The sequence below is a fragment of the Curtobacterium sp. PhB172 genome (assembly GCF_003752545.1).
Lineage (GTDB): Bacteria > Actinomycetota > Actinomycetes > Actinomycetales > Microbacteriaceae > Curtobacterium.
The window spans coordinates 418,588-440,466 of the sequence record NZ_RKIF01000008.1 but is presented as its reverse complement, the minus strand read 5'-3'; the positions used below and the strand labels follow the sequence as shown (position 1 = coordinate 440,466).

At 71.3% G+C, this 21,879-nt stretch carries 27 protein-coding genes; 15 read left to right on the top strand and 12 right to left on the bottom strand.

What is annotated here, in order from left to right; genetic code table 11:
- Nucleotides 1–6: 6 nt before the first annotated feature.
- Both EDF42_RS11845 and EDF42_RS11840 read right to left on the bottom strand, forming a co-directional pair.
- Nucleotides 7–756 (bottom strand): hypothetical protein, encoded by a 750-nt coding sequence (locus EDF42_RS11845; protein ID WP_123672423.1) that lies wholly within the window; start codon nt 754–756, stop codon nt 7–9.
- 119 nt (nt 757–875) lie between these two features.
- Complete coding sequence (locus tag EDF42_RS11840; RefSeq protein WP_185002822.1) at nt 876–1,331, bottom strand: GNAT family N-acetyltransferase; 456 nt, start codon at nt 1,329–1,331, stop codon at nt 876–878.
- Nucleotides 1,332–1,394: 63 nt separating this feature from the next.
- Between EDF42_RS11840 and EDF42_RS11835 the strand changes: the two genes are divergently transcribed.
- On the top strand, nt 1,395–1,964 hold the full coding sequence (locus EDF42_RS11835) for a uridine kinase (protein ID WP_123672504.1): 570 nt from the start codon (nt 1,395–1,397) through the stop codon (nt 1,962–1,964).
- Between the two features lie 24 nt (nt 1,965–1,988).
- Here the strand turns inward: EDF42_RS11835 and EDF42_RS11830 are convergent, their stop codons facing one another.
- From EDF42_RS11830 to EDF42_RS11820, 3 genes are read right to left on the bottom strand one after another with little or no spacing between them, the layout of a single operon-like run.
- Nucleotides 1,989–2,564: an HdeD family acid-resistance protein gene (locus EDF42_RS11830; RefSeq protein WP_185040918.1), complete on the bottom strand. Its 576-nt coding sequence runs from the start codon at nt 2,562–2,564 to the stop codon at nt 1,989–1,991.
- Between the two features lie 52 nt (nt 2,565–2,616).
- On the bottom strand, nt 2,617–2,859 hold the full coding sequence (locus EDF42_RS11825) for a hypothetical protein (protein ID WP_260235416.1): 243 nt from the start codon (nt 2,857–2,859) through the stop codon (nt 2,617–2,619).
- 52 nt (nt 2,860–2,911) lie between these two features.
- The gene (locus EDF42_RS11820) at nt 2,912–3,376 is read right to left on the bottom strand and encodes a MarR family winged helix-turn-helix transcriptional regulator (RefSeq protein ID WP_123672421.1); all 465 of its coding nucleotides are present in this window, start codon (nt 3,374–3,376) and stop codon (nt 2,912–2,914) included.
- Between the two features lie 62 nt (nt 3,377–3,438).
- On the opposite strand from EDF42_RS11820, the gene EDF42_RS11815 reads away from it, so the two are divergent.
- The 3 genes from EDF42_RS11815 (at nt 3,439) to EDF42_RS11805 (ending at nt 5,786) form a co-directional block, all read left to right on the top strand.
- The gene (locus tag EDF42_RS11815; RefSeq protein WP_123338764.1) at nt 3,439–3,807 is read left to right on the top strand and encodes a VOC family protein; all 369 of its coding nucleotides are present in this window, start codon (nt 3,439–3,441) and stop codon (nt 3,805–3,807) included.
- A gap of 67 nt (nt 3,808–3,874) precedes the next feature.
- On the top strand, nt 3,875–5,278 hold the full coding sequence (locus tag EDF42_RS11810; protein ID WP_221181020.1) for an LLM class flavin-dependent oxidoreductase: 1,404 nt from the start codon (nt 3,875–3,877) through the stop codon (nt 5,276–5,278).
- A gap of 4 nt (nt 5,279–5,282) precedes the next feature.
- On the top strand, nt 5,283–5,786 hold the full coding sequence (locus EDF42_RS11805) for an N-acetyltransferase (protein WP_123672420.1): 504 nt from the start codon (nt 5,283–5,285) through the stop codon (nt 5,784–5,786).
- Between the two features lie 4 nt (nt 5,787–5,790).
- Here the strand turns inward: EDF42_RS11805 and EDF42_RS11800 are convergent, their stop codons facing one another.
- Nucleotides 5,791–6,378 carry a VOC family protein gene (locus EDF42_RS11800; RefSeq protein ID WP_123338766.1) on the bottom strand — a complete coding sequence of 196 codons (588 nt, stop codon included), beginning with the start codon at nt 6,376–6,378 and terminating at the stop codon, nt 5,791–5,793.
- A 117-nt stretch (nt 6,379–6,495) separates the two neighbouring features.
- A complete protein-coding gene (locus EDF42_RS11795) occupies nt 6,496–7,251 on the bottom strand; it encodes an SGNH/GDSL hydrolase family protein (RefSeq protein WP_123672419.1) in 756 nt (251 codons plus the stop codon).
- Between the two features lie 173 nt (nt 7,252–7,424).
- Here EDF42_RS11795 and EDF42_RS11790 point away from each other — a divergent pair, with 173 nt between their 5' ends.
- The 6 genes from EDF42_RS11790 to EDF42_RS11765 are packed head-to-tail and all read left to right on the top strand — an operon-like array spanning nt 7,425 to nt 14,558.
- On the top strand, nt 7,425–8,984 hold the full coding sequence (locus EDF42_RS11790; protein WP_123338768.1) for an NCS1 family nucleobase:cation symporter-1: 1,560 nt from the start codon (nt 7,425–7,427) through the stop codon (nt 8,982–8,984).
- A 56-nt stretch (nt 8,985–9,040) separates the two neighbouring features.
- Nucleotides 9,041–9,805: an aspartate/glutamate racemase family protein gene (locus tag EDF42_RS11785; protein ID WP_123338769.1), complete on the top strand. Its 765-nt coding sequence runs from the start codon at nt 9,041–9,043 to the stop codon at nt 9,803–9,805.
- Nucleotides 9,802–11,196 carry an allantoinase AllB gene (gene allB / locus EDF42_RS11780; protein WP_123672418.1) on the top strand — a complete coding sequence of 465 codons (1,395 nt, stop codon included), beginning with the start codon at nt 9,802–9,804 and terminating at the stop codon, nt 11,194–11,196. The genes EDF42_RS11785 and allB overlap by 4 nt, the downstream gene beginning before the upstream one ends.
- 43 nt (nt 11,197–11,239) lie before the next feature.
- Entirely contained in the window at nt 11,240–12,472 is a 1,233-nt protein-coding gene (locus EDF42_RS11775; RefSeq protein WP_123338771.1) for an alanine--glyoxylate aminotransferase family protein, read from the top strand.
- The gene (locus EDF42_RS11770) at nt 12,469–13,728 is read left to right on the top strand and encodes an allantoate amidohydrolase (RefSeq protein WP_123338772.1); all 1,260 of its coding nucleotides are present in this window, start codon (nt 12,469–12,471) and stop codon (nt 13,726–13,728) included. The genes EDF42_RS11775 and EDF42_RS11770 overlap by 4 nt, the downstream gene beginning before the upstream one ends.
- Nucleotides 13,725–14,558, top strand: a complete 834-nt coding sequence (locus EDF42_RS11765) for a MurR/RpiR family transcriptional regulator (RefSeq protein ID WP_123338773.1) — start codon at nt 13,725–13,727, stop codon at nt 14,556–14,558. The genes EDF42_RS11770 and EDF42_RS11765 overlap by 4 nt, the downstream gene beginning before the upstream one ends.
- On the opposite strand, the gene EDF42_RS11760 is transcribed toward EDF42_RS11765, so the two are convergent.
- Nucleotides 14,525–15,031 carry an SRPBCC family protein gene (locus EDF42_RS11760; RefSeq protein WP_123672417.1) on the bottom strand — a complete coding sequence of 169 codons (507 nt, stop codon included), beginning with the start codon at nt 15,029–15,031 and terminating at the stop codon, nt 14,525–14,527. The genes EDF42_RS11765 and EDF42_RS11760 overlap by 34 nt on opposite strands.
- Nucleotides 15,028–15,603, bottom strand: a complete 576-nt coding sequence (locus EDF42_RS11755) for a GNAT family N-acetyltransferase (RefSeq protein ID WP_123338775.1) — start codon at nt 15,601–15,603, stop codon at nt 15,028–15,030. Before EDF42_RS11755 ends, EDF42_RS11760 begins: the two co-directional genes overlap by 4 nt.
- Before the next feature lie 44 nt (nt 15,604–15,647).
- On the opposite strand from EDF42_RS11755, the gene EDF42_RS11750 reads away from it, so the two are divergent.
- Both EDF42_RS11750 and EDF42_RS11745 read left to right on the top strand, forming a co-directional pair.
- Nucleotides 15,648–16,685, top strand: a complete 1,038-nt coding sequence (locus EDF42_RS11750; protein ID WP_123672416.1) for a dipeptidase — start codon at nt 15,648–15,650, stop codon at nt 16,683–16,685.
- A 78-nt stretch (nt 16,686–16,763) separates the two neighbouring features.
- The gene (locus EDF42_RS11745) at nt 16,764–17,792 is read left to right on the top strand and encodes a YhcG family protein (RefSeq protein ID WP_123338777.1); all 1,029 of its coding nucleotides are present in this window, start codon (nt 16,764–16,766) and stop codon (nt 17,790–17,792) included.
- On the opposite strand, the gene EDF42_RS11740 is transcribed toward EDF42_RS11745, so the two are convergent.
- On the bottom strand, nt 17,783–18,454 hold the full coding sequence (locus EDF42_RS11740; protein ID WP_123292329.1) for a DUF899 family protein: 672 nt from the start codon (nt 18,452–18,454) through the stop codon (nt 17,783–17,785). The two genes, EDF42_RS11745 and EDF42_RS11740, sit on opposite strands and share 10 nt — an antisense overlap.
- Nucleotides 18,455–18,620: 166 nt before the next feature.
- Between EDF42_RS11740 and cysK the strand changes: the two genes are divergently transcribed.
- Nucleotides 18,621–19,559: a cysteine synthase A gene (gene cysK / locus EDF42_RS11735; RefSeq protein ID WP_123292013.1), complete on the top strand. Its 939-nt coding sequence runs from the start codon at nt 18,621–18,623 to the stop codon at nt 19,557–19,559.
- Nucleotides 19,556–20,140 (top strand): serine O-acetyltransferase EpsC, encoded by a 585-nt coding sequence (epsC, locus tag EDF42_RS11730; protein ID WP_260235415.1) that lies wholly within the window; start codon nt 19,556–19,558, stop codon nt 20,138–20,140. The genes cysK and epsC overlap by 4 nt, the downstream gene beginning before the upstream one ends.
- 201 nt (nt 20,141–20,341) lie before the next feature.
- Here the strand turns inward: epsC and EDF42_RS11725 are convergent, their stop codons facing one another.
- Entirely contained in the window at nt 20,342–20,641 is a 300-nt protein-coding gene (locus EDF42_RS11725; protein ID WP_240347376.1) for an excalibur calcium-binding domain-containing protein, read from the bottom strand.
- Nucleotides 20,642–20,796: 155 nt separating this feature from the next.
- On the opposite strand from EDF42_RS11725, the gene EDF42_RS11720 reads away from it, so the two are divergent.
- Entirely contained in the window at nt 20,797–21,171 is a 375-nt protein-coding gene (locus EDF42_RS11720; protein ID WP_123292015.1) for an MmcQ/YjbR family DNA-binding protein, read from the top strand.
- Here EDF42_RS11720 and EDF42_RS11715 read toward each other — a convergent pair whose 3' ends face one another.
- On the bottom strand, nt 21,172–21,837 hold the full coding sequence (locus tag EDF42_RS11715; protein WP_123672413.1) for an MOSC domain-containing protein: 666 nt from the start codon (nt 21,835–21,837) through the stop codon (nt 21,172–21,174). It abuts the gene before it with no gap.
- Nucleotides 21,838–21,879 lie beyond the last annotated feature (42 nt).

Below are 21,879 nucleotides of genomic sequence, written 5' to 3'. Positions count from 1 at the left end.
CCCGGGTCAGGGGCAGACGTCCTGCGTCGAGGCCTTCGTGTCGTTGACCACGACCGTCGTCACGATGTCGTCGGCTGCGGTGACGCCGCCCGTCGTGTCGAAGTGCAGCCAGTGTCCGCCGGTGGTCGGTGTCACGTACTCGCGGTAGCCGCCGATCGTCGAGTCCCACGTGTCGATCGTCTTCTCGAGACCCGGGTACGCCGCGCGTACCTCGTCGGCGGTCGAACCGAGTGCGATGCCCGTGGTCGTGAGCACGGGCGACGAGAACGCCCCGAAATCGGCGGCCTGTCCGGCCACGCGGACGTAGCGGACGCCCGCCCCGGAGTCATCGGCCGCGACGAGGATCCGGTAGCCGGATCCGCTCGGGGTGGACAGGTCGGCAGACTCCCACTCCCAGAACGTCGGACAACCGCTGGACGGCTGACGCGTGAACCCGGCGGCCGGCAGGACGGTGCCGGCGTCGGCAGCGCCGAGCTGGACCGGTCCGAAGGACGCGTCCCCGAAGCGCCACGTCGACGGGCCGGTCGGGGCGGGCGACGCGGCGCCGGTCGGGGTCGGCGTGGGTGTCGACGCGCTGTCGGTCGCGGTCGGCGTGGGTGTCGACGAGCGGGTCGTCTCGGCGGCCGTCGCGCTCGTCGGCGCCGCGCTCGGAGCGCCTGCGCCGGACGCGGTCGCGCAGCCCGTGGCCCCGATGAGGAGCGTGGCGATCCCGGCGGTAAGGACGGTGGTGCGGAGTGTGGTGCGGAGTGTGGTCATGGTCTCCCCCTTCACTGAGCAGTGTCGTCGTGCAGGCGATCCTGACACGCGGCGGCGTGTCGGCCTGCCGGCACGTCCTCGTGTCCGTCACGACCATCGGCGCGGCCAGGGAGCTGCCGTCAGCTCGCTCCGTGCGGTCCTCGGTCGGGATCACGGAGGGTCATGAAGACGTCGACGTCGTCCTCGGTGTCGACGACGAAGCCGTGCCGTTCGTAGAGCCGTCGTGCGGGGCTTCCCTGCAACACGTTGAGTCGGGTCGTGCCCGTGTGGGAAGCGGACAGGACGGTCCGGAGCACCGTGGACCCGATGCCGCGCCCCTGGGCGTCCGGCGCGAGGTAGAAGTGCTCGATCCACCGGGTGTCGGCGTCCGGACGCACGGTGATCGAGCCGCGATCACACCCGTCGACCACGACGACCCGGGTGTGTTCGGGTGCGAAGGCATCACGCATCCGTCGGCGGACCCGGACCGCGTCGAAGCGGCCGAGACGCTCCAGGTCGGCACGGAGGACCTGCGCACGCAGCTCGACGAGCCACTCGATGTCCTCGGGGATGCTGTTCCGCAGTGTGACGTCCACCCGTCGAGCCTAGGAGTCGTCGGAGCGGATCCCGTGGTGGTGATCGGCTCGTACGCTGGTCCGATGGATCAGGACGGTGTCATCGACCTCGTGGCGGCACGCCGCGCCTCGGCCGGGCACCCCATCGTCGTCGGCATCTCGGGGTACTGCGGCTCGGGGAAGTCCACGCTGGCGCGCAGTCTGGCCGGGACGGTCCCGGGCGCGGTGCGGATCCGTGGGGACGACTTCCTCGATCCGGAGCGGTCCCACCGGCGGTCGGGAGACTGGGGCGGTGTCGATCGGGAGCGTCTGACGTCGTCCGTCCTCGAACCGCATCGGACGGGGCGAGCGAGCACGTTCCAGCGGTTCGACTGGTCGGTCCGGGCGCTCGGTCCCGCGGAGCCACTGCCGACGACGGACGTCGTGGTCGTCGACCTCATCGGCCTCTTCCACCCGGACGGGATGCCGCACATCGACGTGGCGGTCTGGTGCGACGTGGACCTCGACACCGCCGCTCGTCGCGGCATGGCGCGCGATCGCCGGCTCGGACGTGACCACCACGACCTGTGGCGGGACGTGTGGATCCCCAACGAACGCGACTTCGAAGCACAGTTCGCCCCGAGGGACGCTGCCGACGTCCTCTTCGACGGGTGACGGGCCCTTGCGCAGCGGCCGTGGTCAGACTGCTCGACCGGCGGTCGTGGCGGATCGGTCAGTGCGTCCGACGGTGACCCCGAGGGCGATCTGCACGATGCCGAACAGGATCAGGAAGCCGGCGATGGCGACGACGGCCAGCGCTGCCCCGATGGACGGCAGGTTGATGACGAGCACGCCGATGACGATGCTGAGCACCGCGGCGCCGATCGTCAGAGCACGATTCGTCGGTGTCGGGGCGTAGAGCAGCGTGATGCCCTCCACCAGCCAGGCGAAGCCGATCACGAACGCGATCCACCGCACCCCGACCGGCGGGGCGACGAGCGCCACGATGCCCCCGGCGAGGATCAGTGCGCCGAGGACGACCAAGCCGATGCGGCGGCCGGTGCCGATCCCGCGGGTGAACGCACGGACGATCATCGACAGGCCGGACACCAGCAGGTAGATACCGAACACCCACGCGACCGCGAACAGCGTCGCGTGCGGGAGCACGAGTGAGGCGACACCAACGAGGACCGCCACGATGCCGACGATCAGCAGCGCGGTCCGTAGTCGTCGATCCCCGCCGACGTCGGTGACGACGTCGTCCTGCAGCGCCATGGTGTCCGCCCTTCCCTGAGAGGATCTGGTCCTGCGCGCTTCTGCGTCAGGGCTACTCCTCGGAACCGCCCGTGTCCGGTGCCGATGCGGACGCATCGGTCCGCGCGGGGTCGGTCCGGCTCGGCGGGCGCGCCGGCCACGTGACGAGCAGCAGCACCGCGAGCGGGCCGAACAGCAGCGTCAGGAGGAACCAGGTCCACGCTGATCGGTTCCGGGTCCGGGCGTACCCACCGGCGAGCATCGCGACGCTGAGCCAGAGGCTCGACAGGTACAGGCCGGTGAAGTCCTCGTGCACGAACGGTTCCCTTCGAGAGATACATCAATACCGGTCGAAGGGTAGCGCGTCGTCAGACCGTGCCGGCCTCGTCGTCGCTGGTGCGGCGGAGTGAGCGCACCATGCTGCGCAACGCTCCCCGCGCCACCGCCTGCTGCTCGTCGGACAGTCCGCCGAGCATCCGGACCTCGACGCCGCGGACAGCCGCGCTCGCGAGCTCGAGGCTCGCCCGCCCGCTCGCCGTCAACCGCGTCGGGAGCGCCTTGCCAACCGGCGCTTCGGTGGCCCGCGTCACGAAGCCGTCCCGTTCCAGGGCCTGCAGCAGCACGTTCATCGACTGCCGCGTGACGAAGGCGCCGCGTGCGAGCTCGGAGTTCGAGAGTCCGGGCCGCTGGGCCAGCAGTTCGAGGCACGAGTAGTGCGTCATCGTCATGCCGAGGGGGCGCAGCACGGCCTCCATCGCGGCGCGGAGCGCGCTCGCGGCTTCCTTGAGCAGGTACCCGAGGGACGTCTCGAGGTCGATACCGTCTTGACTCATGTCAGGAGTCTGACATAGATTGCTCCGTGTCAGAAGACTGACACGACACGAAGGAGCACCACATGCCCGTCACCGGACCCGACTTCATCTCCCTGCAGACCCGCGACCTGACGGCGTCCCAGGCGTTCTACGAGCAGTACCTCGGTCTGGTCCGCTCGCAGGCCGGCCCGCCGCACGCCGTCGTCTTCGAGACGACGCCGATCGCGTTCGCACTGCGGGACGTCGTCCCCGGCACCGACCTCGACGCGGTCTCGCAGCCGGGCATCGGGGCGGCGATCTGGCTGCACGCGACCGACGTGCAGGCAATCCACGACGCCCTGGTGGCCGACGGCCACACGATCGTCGCGGCGCCGATCGACGGCCCGTTCGGTCGGACGTTCACCTTCGCCGACCCGGACGGCTACCAGGTCACGCTCCACGACCGCGCCTGAGTCGCCGGCCGTCACGCTTCGTCACGATGGATGACGGACGCAGACCCCGCACGTAGCGTCGCCAAGCGTGACCAGCAGCAGCGAGCCCCGGCAGATCCGCTTCAACGCGTTCGACATGAACTGCGTCGCGCACCAGTCCTCCGGGCTGTGGCGGCACCCGCGCGACCGATCGCGGGACTACCGCGACCTGACGTACTGGACGGACCTGGCGAAGACGCTCGAGCGCGGGGCGTTCGACGGCATCTTCATCGCCGACGTGCTGGGCACCTACGACGTGTACGGCGACTCGAACGAGGCCGCACTCCGCACGGGCTCGCAGGTGCCGGTCAACGACCCGATCCTGCTGGTGTCGGCGATGGCGTCGGTGACCGAGCACCTCGGCTTCGGGATCACGGCGGGCACGGCGTACGAGCACCCGTACCCGTTCGCCCGGCGGATCTCGACGCTCGACCACCTGACCAAGGGGCGCGTCGGCTGGAACGTCGTCACCGGCTACCTGCCGAGCGCCGCGCGGAACATGGGCCAGACCGACCAGCTGTCGCACGACGACCGCTACGACGTGGCCGACGAGTACCTCGAGGTCCTCTACAAGCTGTGGGAGGGCTCGTGGGAGGACGACGCGGTCGTCGCCGACCGCGCGTCCGGCGTCTTCACCGACCCGGCGAAGGTGCACCCGATCGAGCACCACGGCAAGCACTTCGACGTGCCGGGCATCCACCTGTCCGAGCCGTCGGTGCAGCGTTCACCTGTCATCTACCAGGCGGGCGCGTCGCCGCGCGGCATCCGCTTCGCAGCGGAGAACGCCGAAGCCGTCTTCGTGGGCGCACCGACCGTCGAGCAGCTCGCGTCGACCGTCGCGAAGGTCCGTGACGCCCTGGAGGCAGCTGGTCGCGACCGCTACGCCGCTCGCGTCTACACGCTGCTCACCGTGATCACGGACGCCACCGACGAGCTGGCGCAGGCGAAGTACGAGGACTACCTGTCGTACGCGTCGGAGCTCGGTGCGCTGGTGCTCAACTCCGGCTGGATGGGCGTCGACCTGTCGCAGTGGGACCTCGACGAGCCCCTCGGTGATGTCGAGTCGAACGCGATCCAGTCGGCGGCGGCCAACATCGCGGCGGCCACCGGCGAGGACGGCAGCTCGTGGACGATCCGCGACCTCGCCCGGCACACCGCGATCGGCGGGCTCGGGCCGGTCGCCGTCGGCGGGGGAGCGACCATCGCCGACCGCTTGCAGGAGATCCAGGAGCTCACCGACGTCGACGGCTTCAACTTGGCGTACGCGGTGACCCCGGGCACGTGGGAGGACGTCATCGAGTTCGTCATCCCCGAACTCCGGGCGCGTGGGGCCTACCCGACCGGCTACGAGCCCGGTTCGCTGCGGCACAAGCTGCACGGCCGCGGTGACCGGCTGCCCGACGAGCACCGTGGGGCGTCGTTCAGGATCGGCAGCAGCGCGGTCGTAGGCTGACCGGGTGATCGAACCGTCCGTGTCCGTGCGTCCAGCGGCCCCGGACGAGGTCTCGGCGTGTGTCGACCTGTGGGTCGCAGCGGTCGCGGCACGGGACGGCGTTCCGGAGTCCGACGCGGTGCGAGCCCGCGCGGCGTCGAAGTTCGCCGTGCCGCGCGTCGCACTGCTCGTCGCTGCCGGAGCGGCCGGTGCGATCGACGGCTTCGCGCTCGTGACGGCGCCGGGGTCCGGGCGTCCGACCGACCCGTCCGACGCCGCCTACCTGTCGCTGCTCGCCGTCCGCCCGGACGTGCAGGCGCGGGGTGTGGGGCGTGCGCTCCTGGCCGCGTCGGTCGACGCGGCGTCGGCGACGGGACACCCCGCGGTGGTCCTGCACGCACTCGCCGGCAACGAGCGGGCGCTGCGGCTCTACGAAGCCGGCGGGTTCCGGGCGGACGGGGTCGAGTTCCCGCACGCCCTGACGGGCGGGCCGACGCGGACGTACATCGCGACGGCCCCGGCGCACTGAACGGTCAGACGCGCCACTTCGGTCGCGGGGCGTGGTCCTCGTAGGACTGCCGACTCGGGTAGGTGATCAGCTCGATCGTCGATCCCCACGGGGTGCCGACGTACACGAACCGGTTGCCGAATCCTCCCTCGTTGCCGCCCAGGTCGCGCGGGTCCGCGTACCGCTGGCCGCCCGCCGTCTCGATGTGCGACAGCGCGTGGTCGATGTCGTCGACGTAGAACGCCACGTGCTGCCAGCCGAGGTCGCTCGCGCGGACGGCCGGGCGCTGATCGGGGCCGTGGTACTCGAACAGCTCGAGTCCCGGACCGTTCGGCAGCGCGAGCATGCGCAGCGCGCCCTGGGCCATGGTCTTCGGGATGCCGAGCCGGCGCTGCACGTCGGGTTGACCGCGGAGCGGTTCGCTCCGGAGGAACCGGTCGTACAGGGGGACGGCGTCGAGTCCCAGGACGAAGAAGTCGGTGGCCTGGTCGATGTCGGGCACGGTGAGGCCGATGTGGTCGATGCCGTGTGCGGTGCTGGGGGTGCCCGTCGGGGTGGTGACGGTTGCAGGACGTGTCGCGGTGGTGCCGGATGGGCGTGGCGCAGTGTGCATGGTGCCGTCTCCCCTGAGTTCGGCTCGGACGTGGATCACCCGAGTAGAACGGCTGCGCGCGGGGGAGGACAAGCGGAGCGCGGGACGCGTGCGGAGAACCGCCGCGATCGTGCGTGATCAGTCGACGGGGGTCCACGCCGGGTACGTTGCCGAGCGTCCGTCGCCCGACGACCGCCGGGTGACGCGGCGCTGCACCCAGGGCAGGACGTGCTCGCGGTAGTAGCGGAGTTCCTCGGAGAATCGGGTGCGACCGGTCTGTTCGGACGCCGGCTCGATCGGTGCCGGTCCGTCCCCGATCGCGTGCAGGGCGAGGTCCGCGACGCGCTGGTGGCCGGTGTCGTTCATGTGCAGCCGGTCCTCGGACCAGAACTCGGCACGGCGCAGGTGTGGATCACGGGACACGTCGACGAAGGGCAGGTCGTACCGCCGGGCGAGGTCGGCGAGGGCGTCGGCCCAGGCGTCGCCGCGCGCGTTGATGAGGTGCCCCAGGGGGAGCCGGGCGCTCGGGTCGGCCGGGCTGAGCAGTGCCAGGTGGACGCCGCGGTCGAGGACCGTCCTGACCGCCGCCTCGAGCGGCGCGACGAGGGCGGCAGCGTCGAACCGTGGCCGCAGCAGGTCGTTGCCGCCCGCGCAGAACGTGATCAGTGTCGGTGCGGGGTCGAGTGCGAGCGCCGCGTCGAGCTGCTCGTCGAGGACCCCGGCGAGCAGGCGCCCGCGGACCGCGAGGTTGGCGTACCGGACGTCTGCGTCGTGCGCACGGGCCATGCCGCTCGCGAGTCGACCGGTCCAGCCGGGGAACGGTACGGCGCCGGCGTCGCCGATGCCCTCCGAGAAGCTGTCGCCGATCGCGACGTAACGGATGGTGTCGGGCATGGGGCCATCTTCGTGCACATGTCTGTGCACGTTCTGGTGTGGAACGAGCGTTTCAGGACAGCGACCACGACACACGACCGTTACACGAGGGAAACGGCGGGCGCGAAGAGGCTCCCTAACTTCTGTGGTGGAGGCGATCACCGCCTCCCCACCCCACTCCCTCGGAGGACGCCATGGCTACCGATCTCGTGACACCCGTCGCAGCGCCCCACGCCCCCACCACGACCGCCGCACCCGCTGGTGCCGGCGTCGTCAAGCCCGGGTACGACCCGGCGCTCACGAACGAGGACCTCGCCCCGCTGCGCAAGCAGAGCTGGACGAGCTACAACTTCTTCGCCTTCTGGATGTCCGACGTGCACTCGGTCGGCGGCTACGTCACCGCCGGGTCGCTCTTCGCACTCGGCATCGCGAGCTGGCAGGTGCTCATCGCCCTGGTGGTCGGCATCCTGATCGTGCAGGTCTTCGCCAACCTCGTCGCCAAGCCGTCGCAGCGCACCGGCGTGCCCTACCCGGTCATCAACCGTGCGGTGTTCGGGGTGCTCGGGGCGAACGTGCCCGCGATCATCCGCGGGCTGATCGCGATGGCCTGGTACGGCGTGCAGACGTTCCTCGCCGCGCAGTCGCTCAACATCATCTTCCTGAAGTTCATCCCCGCCTCGGCCGGGCTGCTCGACCACTCGTTCCTGGGGCTGTCGGCGCTCGGGTGGATCTCGTACGCGATCCTGTGGGTCGCGCAGGGGGCCCTGTTCTGGATGGGCATGGAGGCCATCAAGAAGTTCATCGACTGGGCGGGCCCGGCGGTGTACGTCGTGATGATCGCGCTGGCGATCTACCTCGTCAGCCAGGCCGGCATCGGCAACATCTCGTTCACGCTGTCGGTGGGAGAGCCGCTCTCGTTCGGCGCGTCGATCCCGGTCATGCTCTCCGCGGTCGCCCTGGTGGTCAGCTACTTCTCCGGCCCGATGCTCAACTTCGGTGACTTCTCGCGCTACGGCAAGTCCTTCGCGTCCGTCAAGCGGGGCAACTTCTGGGGCCTGCCGATCAACTTCCTGTTCTTCTCGGTGCTCACCGTGCTGTGTGCGAGTGCGACCGTGCCGGTCTTCGGCAAGCTCATCACCGACCCGATCGAGACCGTGCAGGCGATCGGCGCTCCGTTCGCGATCCTGCTCGGCGGCCTGACCTTCGTGACGGCGACGGTCGGCATCAACATCGTCGCGAACTTCATCAGCCCCGCGTTCGACTTCTCGAACGTCGCTCCGCGCAAGATCTCGTGGCGAGCCGGCGGCATGATCGCCGCGGTCGGCTCCGTGCTGCTGACCCCGTGGAACTGGTACGGCAACGACCAGGCCATCCTGTACACGCTCGGGGTGCTCGGCGCGCTGATCGGCCCGCTGTTCGGCATCCTGATCGCCGGGTACTACATCGTCGGGAAGCAACGCATCGCCGTCGACGACATGTACACGAAGGACACCTCGGCCCGGTACTGGTACCGCGGCGGCTTCAACCCGAACGCCATCGGTACCCTCGTCGTCACCGGGGTGGTCTCGGTCGCCAGTGCGGTGCTGCCGCCCGCGCTCGGGATCCTGCCGGGGTTGAACAACTACAGCTGGTTCATCGGCTGCGGCCTGGGACTCGTGGTCTTCTGGGGCCTCGAGCGGGTCCGGCCGAGCATGCCGGAGCTCGCCTCGGACGACCCGACGGTCGACGACGGCGCCGCCGTCGGGCGAGCCTGAGACGCCCCCGCACCACCAGCGACACCCGCACCGCCCGCACCACCGGAAGGACCCCGATGCGCATCCGCGTCGTCAACCCGAACACCACCGCCTCGATGACCCGCTCGATCGGCGTCGCCGCCACCGCGGTCGCCGGCCCGGGAACCATCGTCGAGGCGGTGAACCCCACGATGGGCCCGGCGTCGATCGAGAGCCACTACGAAGAGGCGCTCGCGGTGCCGGGGCTCCTCGAGCAGATCGCGCTCGGGGAGCAGGACGGCGTGGACGCCTACGTCGTCGCCTGCTTCGGTGACCCGGGCCTCGACGCCGCGCGGGAGCTCGCCGCCGGGCCGGTCATCGGGATCGCCGAGGCGGGCTTCCACGCGGCGGCGATGCTCGGGCGCCGGTTCGGCGTCGTGACGACCCTGGCGCGGACGACCGGACGGGCCCACGAGCTCGCCGAGCGCTACGGCTTCGCGTCGCTCGTCACCGAGATCCGGGCGTGCGAGGTCGCGGTGCTCGAGCTCGACGACCCCGCCTCGGGAGCACGTGCCCTGGTGATCGAGGAGTGCCGGGCCGTCATCGCTGGCGGAGCCGACGCGGTCGTGCTCGGCTGCGCGGGGATGGCGGACTTCTGCGCCGAGGTCTCGCGGGCGATCGGGGCGCCGGTCGTCGACGGCGTCGCCGCGGCGACCGTGCTCGCCGAGTCGCTCGTGCGGCTCGGGCTCTCGACGGGCAAGCACGGCGAGTACGCCACCCCGCCGACGAAGGCGATGTCGGGTCTGCTTGCGGGCTTCGAACGCCAGCCGGCGGCGGCCGCGACGGTCGGGGCGGGCGCATGACGGGCCTCCCGGCCGCCGCCGACACCGTCGCGGACCTCGTCCTGCGCGCGGATCGCGCCTGGATCGACGGAGCCTTCCGCCCCGCTGCGGTCGTCGTGCGCGACGGCCGCGTCGACGGCGTCCTGCCCGTCGACGCCGTGGTCCGGACGCTCGACGACCGCACCGTGCCGGACGACCAGGTCCTGCTGCCCGGCCTCGTCGACACCCACGTGCACGTCAACGAACCCGGACGCACCGAGTGGGAGGGGTTCGCCTCCGCGACCCGGGCCGCCGCCCTCGGCGGGGTCACGACCATCATCGACATGCCGCTCAACTCGATCCCCGCCACGACGACGGTCGAGGCGCTCGCCGTGAAGCGGGCGAGTGCCGAGGGGCGGGTCGCCGTCGACGTCGGGTTCTGGGGCGGGGCGGTCCCCGACAACGCCGGCTCGCTCAGCGCACTGCACGACGCGGGCGTCTTCGGGTTCAAGTGCTTCACCGCGCCGTCCGGGGTCGACGAGTTCCCGCACCTGGACGCCGACCAACTGCGCGCCGCGATCGAGGAGGTCGCCCGGATCGATGCCCTGCTCATCGTGCACGCCGAGGACCCCGAGTTCCTGGTCGACCACGCCGCGCTCGGCGGCCACTACGAGGACTTCCTCGCCACCCGCCCGGTCGACGCCGAGCGGTCCGCCATCGCGCGGGTCATCGACGGCGCACGGGCCACCGGCGCCCGGGTGCACATCCTGCACCTGTCCGACGCGGGAGCGATCCCGATGATCCGCGCCGCGAAGGACGACGGCGTCCGGATCACGGTCGAGACCTGCCCGCACTACCTGTCGTTCGAAGCGGGGTCCATCCCCGACGGCGCGACCGAGTACAAGTGCTGCCCGCCGATCCGTGACGACGCGAACCGTGACGCCCTGTGGGCCGGTGTGCTCGACGGCACGATCGACATGATCGTGTCCGACCACTCGCCGTCGACCGCCGACCTCAAGGTCGACGACTGGGGACTCGCCTGGGGCGGGATCGCCGGCCTGCAGGTCGGCTTCCGGGCCGTCTGGACCGAGGCCCTCCGCCGCGGCGTCCCGCTCGAGGCGCTGCTGCCGCTGTTCACGACCGGTCCGGCAGCACTCGTCGGCTTCCCCGACCGCGGGGTCATCGCCCCCGGCGCGCTGGCCCACTTCGCCGTGTTCGACCCGTCCGCCACGGCCGTCATCGACGTGGCCGGCCTCGCACACCGCAACCCGGTCTCCGCGTTCGCCGGCCTGGAGGCCCGTGGCCGCGTCACCGAGACCTGGCTGCGCGGGCGCGTGGTGGCGTCCACCGCGTCCGGCGTCACCGCCGTCGAGGGGCAGCTCGTCGCTGCGCCCGCGACCGCGGATGCCCGGGTCACCGAAACACGTCTGTAACGATCGTTCCGGTACGCTCGTGACCGGAACGGAAGGATCAACCATGCACCCCGTGAACCCGCCAGCCCGCCTCCTCATGGGCCCCGGCCCGATCACCGCCGACCCGCGTGTGCTCCGCGCCCTGTCGACCCCGCTCGTCGGGCAGTACGACCCGTGGATGACCTCCGCCATGAACGACACCCAGGAGCTCTACCGCGGTGTGTTCGGCACCACGAACGACGCCACCGTGCTCGTCGACGGCACCTCGCGCGCCGGGATCGAGGCGGTGCTCGTGTCGCTCCTCGCACCGGGTGACCGCGTGCTCGTGCCGGTGTTCGGCCGGTTCGGGCACCTGCTCGCCGAGATCGCCGGCCGTGCCGGGGCCGAGGTCCACACCATCGAGACCGCGTGGGGGCAGGTCTTCACACCGTCCGCGATCGAGGACGCCATCGTCCGTGTCCGGCCGAAGGTGCTGGCGATCGTGCAGGGTGACACCTCCACGACGATGAACCAGCCGCTCGACGAACTGGGCGCGATCTGCGAGCGGCACGGCGTGCTGTTCTACACCGACGCCACGGCGACCGTCGGCGGCAACCCGCTCGAGGTCGACGCCTGGGGCATCGACGCCGTCAGCGCCGGCCTGCAGAAGTGCCTCGGCGGGCCGTCCGGCAGCGCACCGGTCACCGTCTCGCCGCGTGCGACCGCCGTGCTCGACGAGCGCCGCAGCGTCGAGGCGGGCATCCGCGAACCCGGTGACGACGTCGCCGACGAGCCGATCCGCTCGAACTACCTCGACCTCGCGATGATCCTGGACTACTGGGGCCCGCGGCGCCTGAACCACCACACCGAGGCCGCGTCGATGCTCTACGCCGCCAACGAGTGCGCCCGCATCCTGCTCGACGAAGGGCGCGAGCAGGCGATCGCTCGGCACGAACTCGCGGGCCGCGCGATGCTGCAGGGCGTCCAGGCGCTCGGGCTCGGGGTGTTCGGTGACGTCGCACACAAGATGCACAACGTCGTCGCCGTGGAGATCCCGTCCGACGTCGTCGGCGACCAGGTCCGTGGTTCGATGCTCGACGACCACGGCATCGAGATCGGCACCTCGTTCGGACCGCTGCACGGCAAGGTCTGGCGCATCGGCACCATGGGCTACAACGCCCGCAAGGACACCGTCGTGACGACCCTCGCCGCCCTCGAGCACGCGCTCCGCCGTGCGGGGCACGCCGTCCCGCACGGCGGTGGGGTCGACGCGGCCCTCGACGCCTTCGCCGGTGCGCCGGTCGGGGTGCTGGCGTGACCGCGGCCCCGGTCGTGACCGCCACCGCCCTGGGCACCGCCGACGCCGAGCTCGTGGCGCGCTGGTGCGACGAGCTGGCCCTGGTCACCGCGGAGACCGGTCGGATCACCCGCGTGTACCTGTCGCCCGAGCACGCCCGCGTCAACGGGATCGTCGCCGGGTGGATGCAGGATGCCGGACTCACCACCTGGCAGGACGCCGCCGGCAACCTGCACGGACGGGTCGACGGCGCGACGCCCGACGCCCCCGTGCTGCTGCTCGGCTCGCACCTCGACACCGTGGTGGACGCCGGCCGCTACGACGGGATCGTCGGGGTCCTGATGGCCATCCGCACCGCTGCGCGACTGACGACCGCGGGACCGCTGCCCGTCGCGCTCGAGGTCATCGCGTTCTCCGACGAAGAGGGGACCCGCTTCGGCAAGGCCCTGCTCGGGTCGTCCGCCGTCGCCGGGGTGTGGGACGAGTCCTGGTGGGACCTGGCGGACGGCGACGGCGTGACCCTGCGCGAGGCCTTCACCCGGTTCGGGCTCGACCCGGCCCGGGTGGGTGACGCGACGGCAGACCCGACGACGCTCGCCGGGTACCTCGAGGCGCACATCGAACAGGGCCCGTACCTCGAGCAGGCCGGTCAGGCGCTCGGCGTCGTCACGAGCATCGCGAGCGCCCGACGCTTCTCGGTCGAGGCCGTCGGCGAGGCCCGGCACGCGGGCGGAACGCCGTACGAGCGCCGCCACGACGCGCTGCTCGCCGCGGCCGAGGCCGCCTTGGCCGTCGAGCGGATCTGCCGGGCGTCGCACCACGTCGGCACCGTCGGCACGATGACCGTCGAACCGGGCGCCGTGAACGTGGTCCCCGGGCTCGCGCGGTTCTCGGTGGACCTGCGCGGCGAGTTCGACGACGGCCGCGACGCGGTCTGGGACGAGCTCACGAAGGCGTTCTCGCTGATCGGGGAACGACGCGGGGTCAGCGTCACGCCGACCGAGGTGCACCGTGCACCGGCGGTGTTCTGCGCGCCGCGGCTGATGGACGCCGTCCGCGCCGGCATCGAGTCGACGGGCGAGGCTGCGCCGATGGAGCTGTTCTCGCGGGCGGGACACGACGCCATGTCGCTCGGGCTCGTCACCGACGTCGCGATGCTGTTCCTGCGCAACCCGGACGGCATCAGCCACCACCCGGACGAGTTCGTCTCGACGCCCGACATCGCGCTCGGGCTCGACGCGCTCGCCGTCGCGGTGGAGCGGGTGGCCCGGGCATGAGCACCGCCGGACCGGACGTCCGCGCCCGCATCGACTCCGTCTGGGAGCAGCTCTCGCCCGCCGAACGCCGCGTCGCCGCGATGGTCCGGCACGACCCGGAACTCCTGCTCGTCGGAACCTCGGCCGAGCTCGCCGCCGAGTCGGGCACGTCGAAGGCCACGGTGTCCCGGCTCGTCCGGTCGCTCGGGTTCCAGGACGCGGCCGAGGTCCGGCAGAACCTGATGTCCGCACGCGGTTCCGGCCTGCCGTGGGTGGCGGAAGACGCCGCCCACGTCGACCAGCGTGCCGTCGAGGCCCGCAACCTCGACGCGGCCTTCGCCTCGCTGGCCCGTGCCGATCGTCCGCGACTCGCTCGCCGCATCGTCCGCGCTCATCGTGTGCTCGTGTTCGGGGAGCGCGGTGCCTACCCGGTGGCGCTGCAGCTCCGCGCGCAGCTCGCCCAGGTCCGCTCCGACGTCCGGGTCGGTCCGGCCCCGGGGCAGCGGCTCGGCGAAGAGGTCGCCGACCTCGACCGCCGTGACCTCGTCGTCCTGGTGACCGTGCGTCGTCACACCGCCGGGGTCGACCGGATCGTGCGGCACTGCGTCTCGACCGGCGCCGACGTCGTCGTGCTGGGCGACCCGACCGCAGCCGTCATCGCGGCACCGGCGAACACGGCGATCCTGTGCCCGGTCGACTCGCCGGCGGCGTTCGACTCGATGGCGGCCATGTTCGCGGTCGTCGCGGCCATCGCGAACGACGTGTACGAAGCCTCGGGGCCGGCTGGCCGCGCGCGGGTCGACGCGGTGGCGAGTGCCTACGACGCGCTGGGGGAGCTCGCAGCGCCCTGACCGTCGCGGCCGTCCCGGCCGTCGGCGTGCAGCTCGGTGGCGAGCGACGCGTTGCGCTCACGGATGAGCCGCGGCAGGTAGCGCTCGAGGGCGACGACCTCGGCCAGACGACCGAGCGGGCCCAACGGTGCGCGGAACGTGATGGTGTCGACCATGCGCGTGCCGCCGGCCGACGGCTCGAACCGGTGCTCGTGGTGGAAGCGGGCGAACGGCCCACGCACCTGTTCGTCGACGAACCGGTGTGGGGCCTCCAGAGCAGTGATCCGACTCGTCATCCGCCAGACGATCCCGAAGTGCCGCGCGCGCCACGTGACGGACTCGCCCAGGCCGATCGTGCCGGACGTCGTGCCGGCGACGGCGCGTTCGTCGGTCGCAGCCATCGACCGCTCGTGCGCGCCGATGTCGAGTGACAGCGCGAACGCGCGCTCGGGCGGTGCCGCGAGCTCGGTCACCACGCGGAACGTCACCGTCACGACGCGGGCCAGACCGTCGGCGTCGAGCGGTCGTCATCGTGCAGAGCAGCCGCGATGAGCTGGTCGTGGCGTCGTCCGCGGTGGAACACGCCGGACCGGAGCCGTCCCTCGTAGCGGAGCCCGAGCCGCTGCGCGATCGCCGCGGACGGGGCGTTCGCCGCGATCGCCCGCCACTGCACGCGGACGAGCCCGAGCCCGTCGGACGACGGCGTGAACGCCCAAGCCAGGACGGCGGCTGCGGCCTCGGTCACGAAGCCGTGGCCGCGCCCGTCCGGGTGCACGGCGTAGCCGACCTCGGCCGCGCCGTCGACGAACCCGAACAGTCCGATCGTCCCGAGCAGCCGGAGGTCGTCGGCCCGCCGGATGCCGAACTCGTAGCGGGAGTCCGTGGACCAGCCCGCGCGCACGACGTCGGTGATCCAGTTGTGTGCCTCGGCGTGGCCGTACGGCACCGGTACCGGTGTGTAGGCGACGACGTCGGGATCGTTCGCGTAGGCGATGACGTCCTCCGCATCGGACGGTTCCGGCACGGAGAGCACCAGGCGATCGGTCCGGAGGGTGACGGGGTCCACGCACCGAGCCTAGCCACGGCAGTGCGCGCGGTACCGTCGGGAGCATGACGTTCGACGCGATCCCGTTCCCGGTCATCGACGGCCACAACGACCTGCCGTGGGAGCGCCGCGAGACCCACGACTCCGGGGTCGAGGGCATCGACACCGAGGTCGACTCGCTGCACACCGACCTGCCGAAGCTCCGCGCCGGTGGGGTCGTCGGCCAGTTCTGGTCGGTCTTCGTGCCCGTCGACGAACCGGACCCGGTGCGGACGACGCTGCAGCAGATCGACCTGGCGCACCGGATCATCGCGCGGTACCCGGAGTCGCTCGCACTGTCCCGGACGGCGACCGAGGTGCGGGCGGCGGTCGAGTCCGGCCGGATCGCGTCGCTGCTCGGCGCCGAGGGCGGGCACTCCATCGGCGACGACCTGGCGGTGCTCCGCGACTTCGCCCGACTCGGCGTCCGGTACATGACGCTCACGCACAACGACGACACCCCCTGGGCCGACTCGGCGACGGGCTCGCGTCCGCACGGCGGGCTGACCGACCGCGGCCGCCAGGTGGTGGCCGAGATGGAGCGGATCGGCATGCTCGTCGACCTGTCCCACACCGCACCGGCGACCATGCGGGACACCCTCGACGTCGCCACGCAGCCCGTCGTGTTCAGCCACTCGTCCACCGTCGCCGTCGACGACCACCCGCGGAACGTGCCGGACGACGTGCTCGCCCGGCTGTCGGACAACGGCGGCGTCGTGATGATCACGTTCGTGCCGAAGTTCGTCTCCCGCGACTGGGTGGACTGGGAGGACGCCGGCTCGGTGGGGGAGCCGCCGCTCGTGACGGTGTCGGACGTCGCGGACCACGTCGAGCACGCCCGCGACCTCGCCGGCGCAGCACACATCGGCCTCGGCGGGGACTACGACGGCACCCCGGTGCTGCCGCCGGACCTGCGCGACGTGTCGCGGTACCCGGTGCTCGCGGCCGAGCTGCAGCGGCGCGGGTGGGGAGCGGACGACCTGCGGGCGCTCGCCGGGGGCAACGTGCTGCGGGTGCTCGAAGCGACCGACGAGCGCTTCGCGCGGACAGCATTCGTGCGCTGACCCTGGCCATGTGCTTTCACACCTGACGTCCATACCGATTCGTGGACGGCGCGTGCCAGCAGCCCCCACGATCGGCGGATGACTGATGGATCGACGCTCCCGGCCGAGTACGAACACACGTTTCGAGTGATCCGCGAACAGGTGACCGCGACGCGGCATCGCGTGCAGCTGGCAGCGAACGCGCAACTGGTGCACCTGTACTGGTCGATCGGCACGGTCCTGCTCGAGCGGTCGAAGAGCGGGCAGTGGGGGAGCGGTGTCCTGAACCGGCTCGCCGACGATCTGCGAAGCGAGTTCCCGTCGATGAAGGGGCTGTCGGCGACGAACCTCAAGTACATGCGGCAGTTCGCGGCGGCCTGGCCTGAGGAAGCATCAATTGGTCCACAGCTTGTGGACCAATTGCCGTGGGGGCACATCCGTGCTCTGCTCCCAGTGCCGGAGCCTGATCGCCGGGCTCGGTACGCAGTAGCTGCAGTTCAGGGCAGCTGGTCGCGAAGCGCGCTCGTGCACAACCTGCGAACCCGTGTCCTGGAGCGCAGCGGGACTCCGCCAACGAACTTCGGTCGTCTCCTGGACGAAGACGGTGCCGATCTGGCTCGGCAGATGACCCGGGACCCGTACGTGCTCGACTTCCTCGCCGTCGACGGCGACCTCGACGAGCGAAAGCTCGAGCGCGCACTGGTGCAGCGGATCGAGGAAACCCTCCGCGAGTTCGGTACCGGGTTCGCATTCGTCGGGCGGCAGGTGCACTTCGACGTCGACGGCAACGACTTCTTCGTCGATCTCCTCTTCTTCCACGTCGAGCAGCTCCGGTACGTCGTCGTGGAACTCAAGACCGGAGAGTTCCGGCCGGACAACATCGGGCAGCTCTCGTTCTACGTCGCCCTCGTCGACGGCGAGCTCCGCCGCCCAGCGCACGCTGAAACGGTCGGGCTGTTGCTCGTCGCGGGCAAGAACGACGCCGTCGTCCGGTACGCACTCGGCGCGTCCAACGCCCCGGTGGGAGTGGCTTCGTTCGATCTGCTGCCAACTGAGCTGCAGCGAGCGCTGCCTTCGGAGGCGCAACTCCGGCGGGCGCTGCGGCCAGCGGAGGACGCTCAGCCGTAGGTGGGGTACTGCGGCCAGCCCTCGGGGCTGTCCTCCCAGTCCTGCTGGCGGCCGTACGCGGTGCGGTCCATGATGTGCGCGACCGGCAGGATGGCCTCCGTCCCACGCGATCCGGTGGCGTACGTCAGGTAGGGCACGCCGTCGCGCAGCAGGTAGTACGAGTAGCCCGGCACCGGACCGTCGTAGTCGTCGTGGTGCAGGGTCCATCCCCAGTCGTCGTGGTAGCTCGTGGCGCCCGACGACACCCACCGGTGCGGCCAGCCGCGCAGCTCCCGCCAGCGCTCGAGCTTCTCGATCGGGGCCTGCGAGACCATGGCGAACGCGATGCCCTCGTCGTCGAGCCGGCCCGTGTTCGCCGGCAGGTTGTCCACGGCCCAGGTGCAGCTCGGGCAGCCGTCGTCCCAGTCGGGCGCGAACATCACGTTCTGCACGAGGAGCAGGTAGCGGCCGTCGAACAGCTCGGAGAGCCGGACCGGGCCGTCGGCACCCTGGAACTCGTAGTCCTCCACCTGGACCATCGGGAGTCGGCGGCGGGCGGCGGACACCCGGTCGCCGTGCCGGGTGAGTTCCTTCTCGTCGCGGACCTGGGTGGCGAGTGCCTCGTCGAACGCGGCACGGTCGACCACGGGCGGTGCGACCTCGGGTTGCTGCAGCTTGGACATGGCGACCTCCTCGTCGTTGCCCGGAACCGTACGCCCAGGTGGGCCACACGGCAACGGGAGCCCGATGCCGTGGACAGGACCACCTGGGGTCCGGTCGCTAGGATCGGGCGCACACCGCGCCTCCAGGAAGAGCGATGCGCGACCTGACCCGATGAGGACGGACCGGATGAGCGGCACGATCTACGACAACATCTCCCAGGCGTTCGGCAACACCCCGCTCGTCAAGCTGAACCGGCTGCCGAAGGCGGGCGGCGCCGAGGTGCTGGCCAAGCTCGAGTTCTACAACCCCGGCGCCAGCGTGAAGGACCGCCTCGGCGTCGCGATCATCGACGCGGCCGAGCAGTCCGGCGACCTGCAGCCGGGCGGCACCATCGTCGAGGGGTCGTCGGGCAACACCGGCATCGCCCTCGCGCTCGTCGGTGCGGCCCGCGGCTACAAGGTGATCATCACGATGCCGGAGACGATGAGCGTCGAGCGTCGTGCGGTGATGCGCGCCTACGGGGCCGAGATCGTGCTCACCCCCGGTCCCGAGGGCATGAAGGGCGCGGTCGAACGCGCCGCCGCGATCGTCGACGAGACGCCCGGCGCGATCCTCGCCCACCAGTTCGAGACCGCCGCGAACGCCGCGATCCACCGGAAGACCACCGCTGAGGAGATCCTGCGCGACACCGAGGAGCACGTCGACGTGTTCGTCGCCGGCGTCGGGACCGGTGGCACGATCACGGGTGTCGGCCAGGTGCTCAAGGAGCGCGTGCCCGGCGTGCAGATCGTCGCGGTCGAGCCGAAGGACTCCCCGCTCCTGACCGAGGGCAAGGCCGGACCGCACAAGATCGCGGGCATCGGCGCGAACTTCATCCCCGAGGTCCTCGACCAGTCCGTCATCGACGAGGTGTTCGACGTCGAGCTCGACGACGCTCTGCGTGTGGCGCGGGCGCTCGCGACCGACGAGGGCATCCTCGCCGGCATCTCGTCCGGGGCGATCATCCACGCCGCGCTCGAGATCGCCGCACGACCCGAGAACGCCGGCAAGCGCGTCGTCGCGATCGTCTGCGACACCGGGGAGCGCTACCTGTCGACGGTGCTCTTCGAGGGACTCACTGCGTGAGTCGTCCCGTCCGACGAGGCGTGCTGCGGACGGTCCGGGAGGACCTGGCCGCAGCACGCCGCGGCGACCCCGCCGCCCGTGGTGACCTCGAGAACGCGATCGTCTACTCCGGGCTGCACGCCATCTGGACCTACCGCGTGACGCACCGGCTCTGGCTCGCCAGGGGCCTGCCCGGATCGCGGTTCGTCGCGCGGGTCATCGGCCAGGCAGCGCGATCGGTGACGGGCATCGAGATCCACCCCGGCGCCCGCATCGGCCGACGGTTCTTCATCGACCACGGCATGGGCGTCGTGATCGGCGAGACCGCGGTGATCGGAGACGACGTCGTGCTGTTCCACGGGGTGACCCTGGGCGGGCGCGGCGGCGACCACGGCCCAGGAGCCCGACGGCACCCGGTGGTCGGCGACCGCGTCGTGCTCGGCGCGGGATCGTCCCTGATCGGGGCGATCAGCATCGGGCAGGACTCCGTCGTGGGTGCGAACACCGTGGTGACGAAGGACGTCCCCGTGGGGTCGGTCGTCGCCGGGGTCGCCGGGACCGCCCGCCCGAGGTCCGGGCACGAGGGCGTCCCGACGCTCTGACGGGTGCGCGCCGCTGCAGTTGTTGGTGTTGCGAGACGCCGGTGTGTTCGTGAGACGCCGGTGTGTGTTACGAGACGCCGGTGTGTTCGCGAGACGCCGCCCAGCCGCTCAGACGCCGCCAGAGGTGGCGGCGTCCCAGCGGGATGGCGGCGTCTCGCGCGGACGCCGGCGTCTCAGCGAGCCGCCGCAAGCCGCAGCCGCTCAGCTCTTCTCGCAGGCGATGCCGTCCTTGTCGCGGTCGAGTTTCGCGTTCGCCTTGTACAGGGCGTCGTCCTTCTTCACCGTGCCCTTGAGCGCACGGGTCGTGGTCTTGCCGCCGGAGACGACCTTGTTCTGCGTGACGGACTTCTTCGCGATGCCGCCCGAGTACACCTTCTGCACCGCGGTGCAGTTGGCGTAGGTCTTCGGGGCGGCTTGCGCGGTGGAGGCACCACCGACGACGACGGTGGTGGCGAGGACTGCGGTGGCGGCGGCGATGCCGAGGGTACGGATGATGCGCACGGGTTCCCCCTGGAACAGGTGTGTGGTCGCCGGGGCGACCGCCGCGTCGGGTACGCGGCGAGCTGATCCTACGATGTGAACGACGCTCATGACATGCCCCCGAACAGGTCCGGTCCGCGAGCCGCGGTGTCGGGCGTCTGGGGCATGCTGGGTGCATGGACGGCGCGCAGTTGCACGAGATCGCGAGTCGCACCGCGATGGGCCTGCCCGCGGTGTTCGAGACCGAGCCCTTCGGCGAGGGCGCCCTGGTCTACAAGGTCGTCGACAAGATGTTCGTGATGACGAGCGAGCTCCGTGGTGTGCCGATCGTCAACCTGAAGTGCGCGCCGCCGCACGGGGCAGCACTCGTCCGCGACCACGCCGAGATCACACCGGGGTGGCACATGAACAAGCGGCACTGGATCACGCTCGCTCCCGGTGACGGCATCGACGAGACCCTGGTCGAGGACCTCGTCGCGAACGCCTACGACCTGGTCGTCGCCGGGTTGCCCCGAGCGAAGCGGCCCCTCGACCCGACGCGCGGCGACTGATCAGGAGCTGGCGGCTGCCGAGGAGCTGGCGGCTGCCGAGGACCGGGCGAGGACCTTCGACACGTCGCGGACGACCTTCGGCGCGAGTCGCTCCCCGGACTCGAGCACCGCACGGGCACGCTCGGGGGTGAGCCCCGCGAAGACCTCGCCGATCGTCACGCCGTGCTCCGGCCGGTACGTCACGACGACCGGGTCGCCTGCTGCCACCGGGCCGGACTTCACGACCCGCAGGTACGCGCCCGGACGGCCTTCCTCGGTGAACCGCCGGACCCACTTGTCGACGCCCATCCGGCGCGCGAACGTGCCGCACGGGATCCGGGGGATCGTCACCTCGAGTTCCAGTGTCTCGCCGATGCGCCACCGCTCGCCCGTCACGGCCCCGGTGACGTCGACACCCGTCGTCCGCAGGTTCTCGCCGAACAGGCCCGGGGGGATCTCGCGCTCCAGCGACGCGGCGAAGTACGCGGCGTCCTCGTCGGCGTAGGCGTACACGGCCTGGTCCTCGCCGCCGTGGTGCTTCCGGTCGGCCTGGACGTCGGCGTACAGCCCGAGCGGTCGGACCCGGACCTTGCCGTCGACCGGACGCTTGTCGATGGCGGTGACGCCGATCGTGCCGGAGTCGGGCAGCAGGCGGTCGACGCGGCAGACGGCGGTGACGAGCGACATGTCTCCACTCTGGCGCAAGTGTGACGACAAGTGTGACGATCC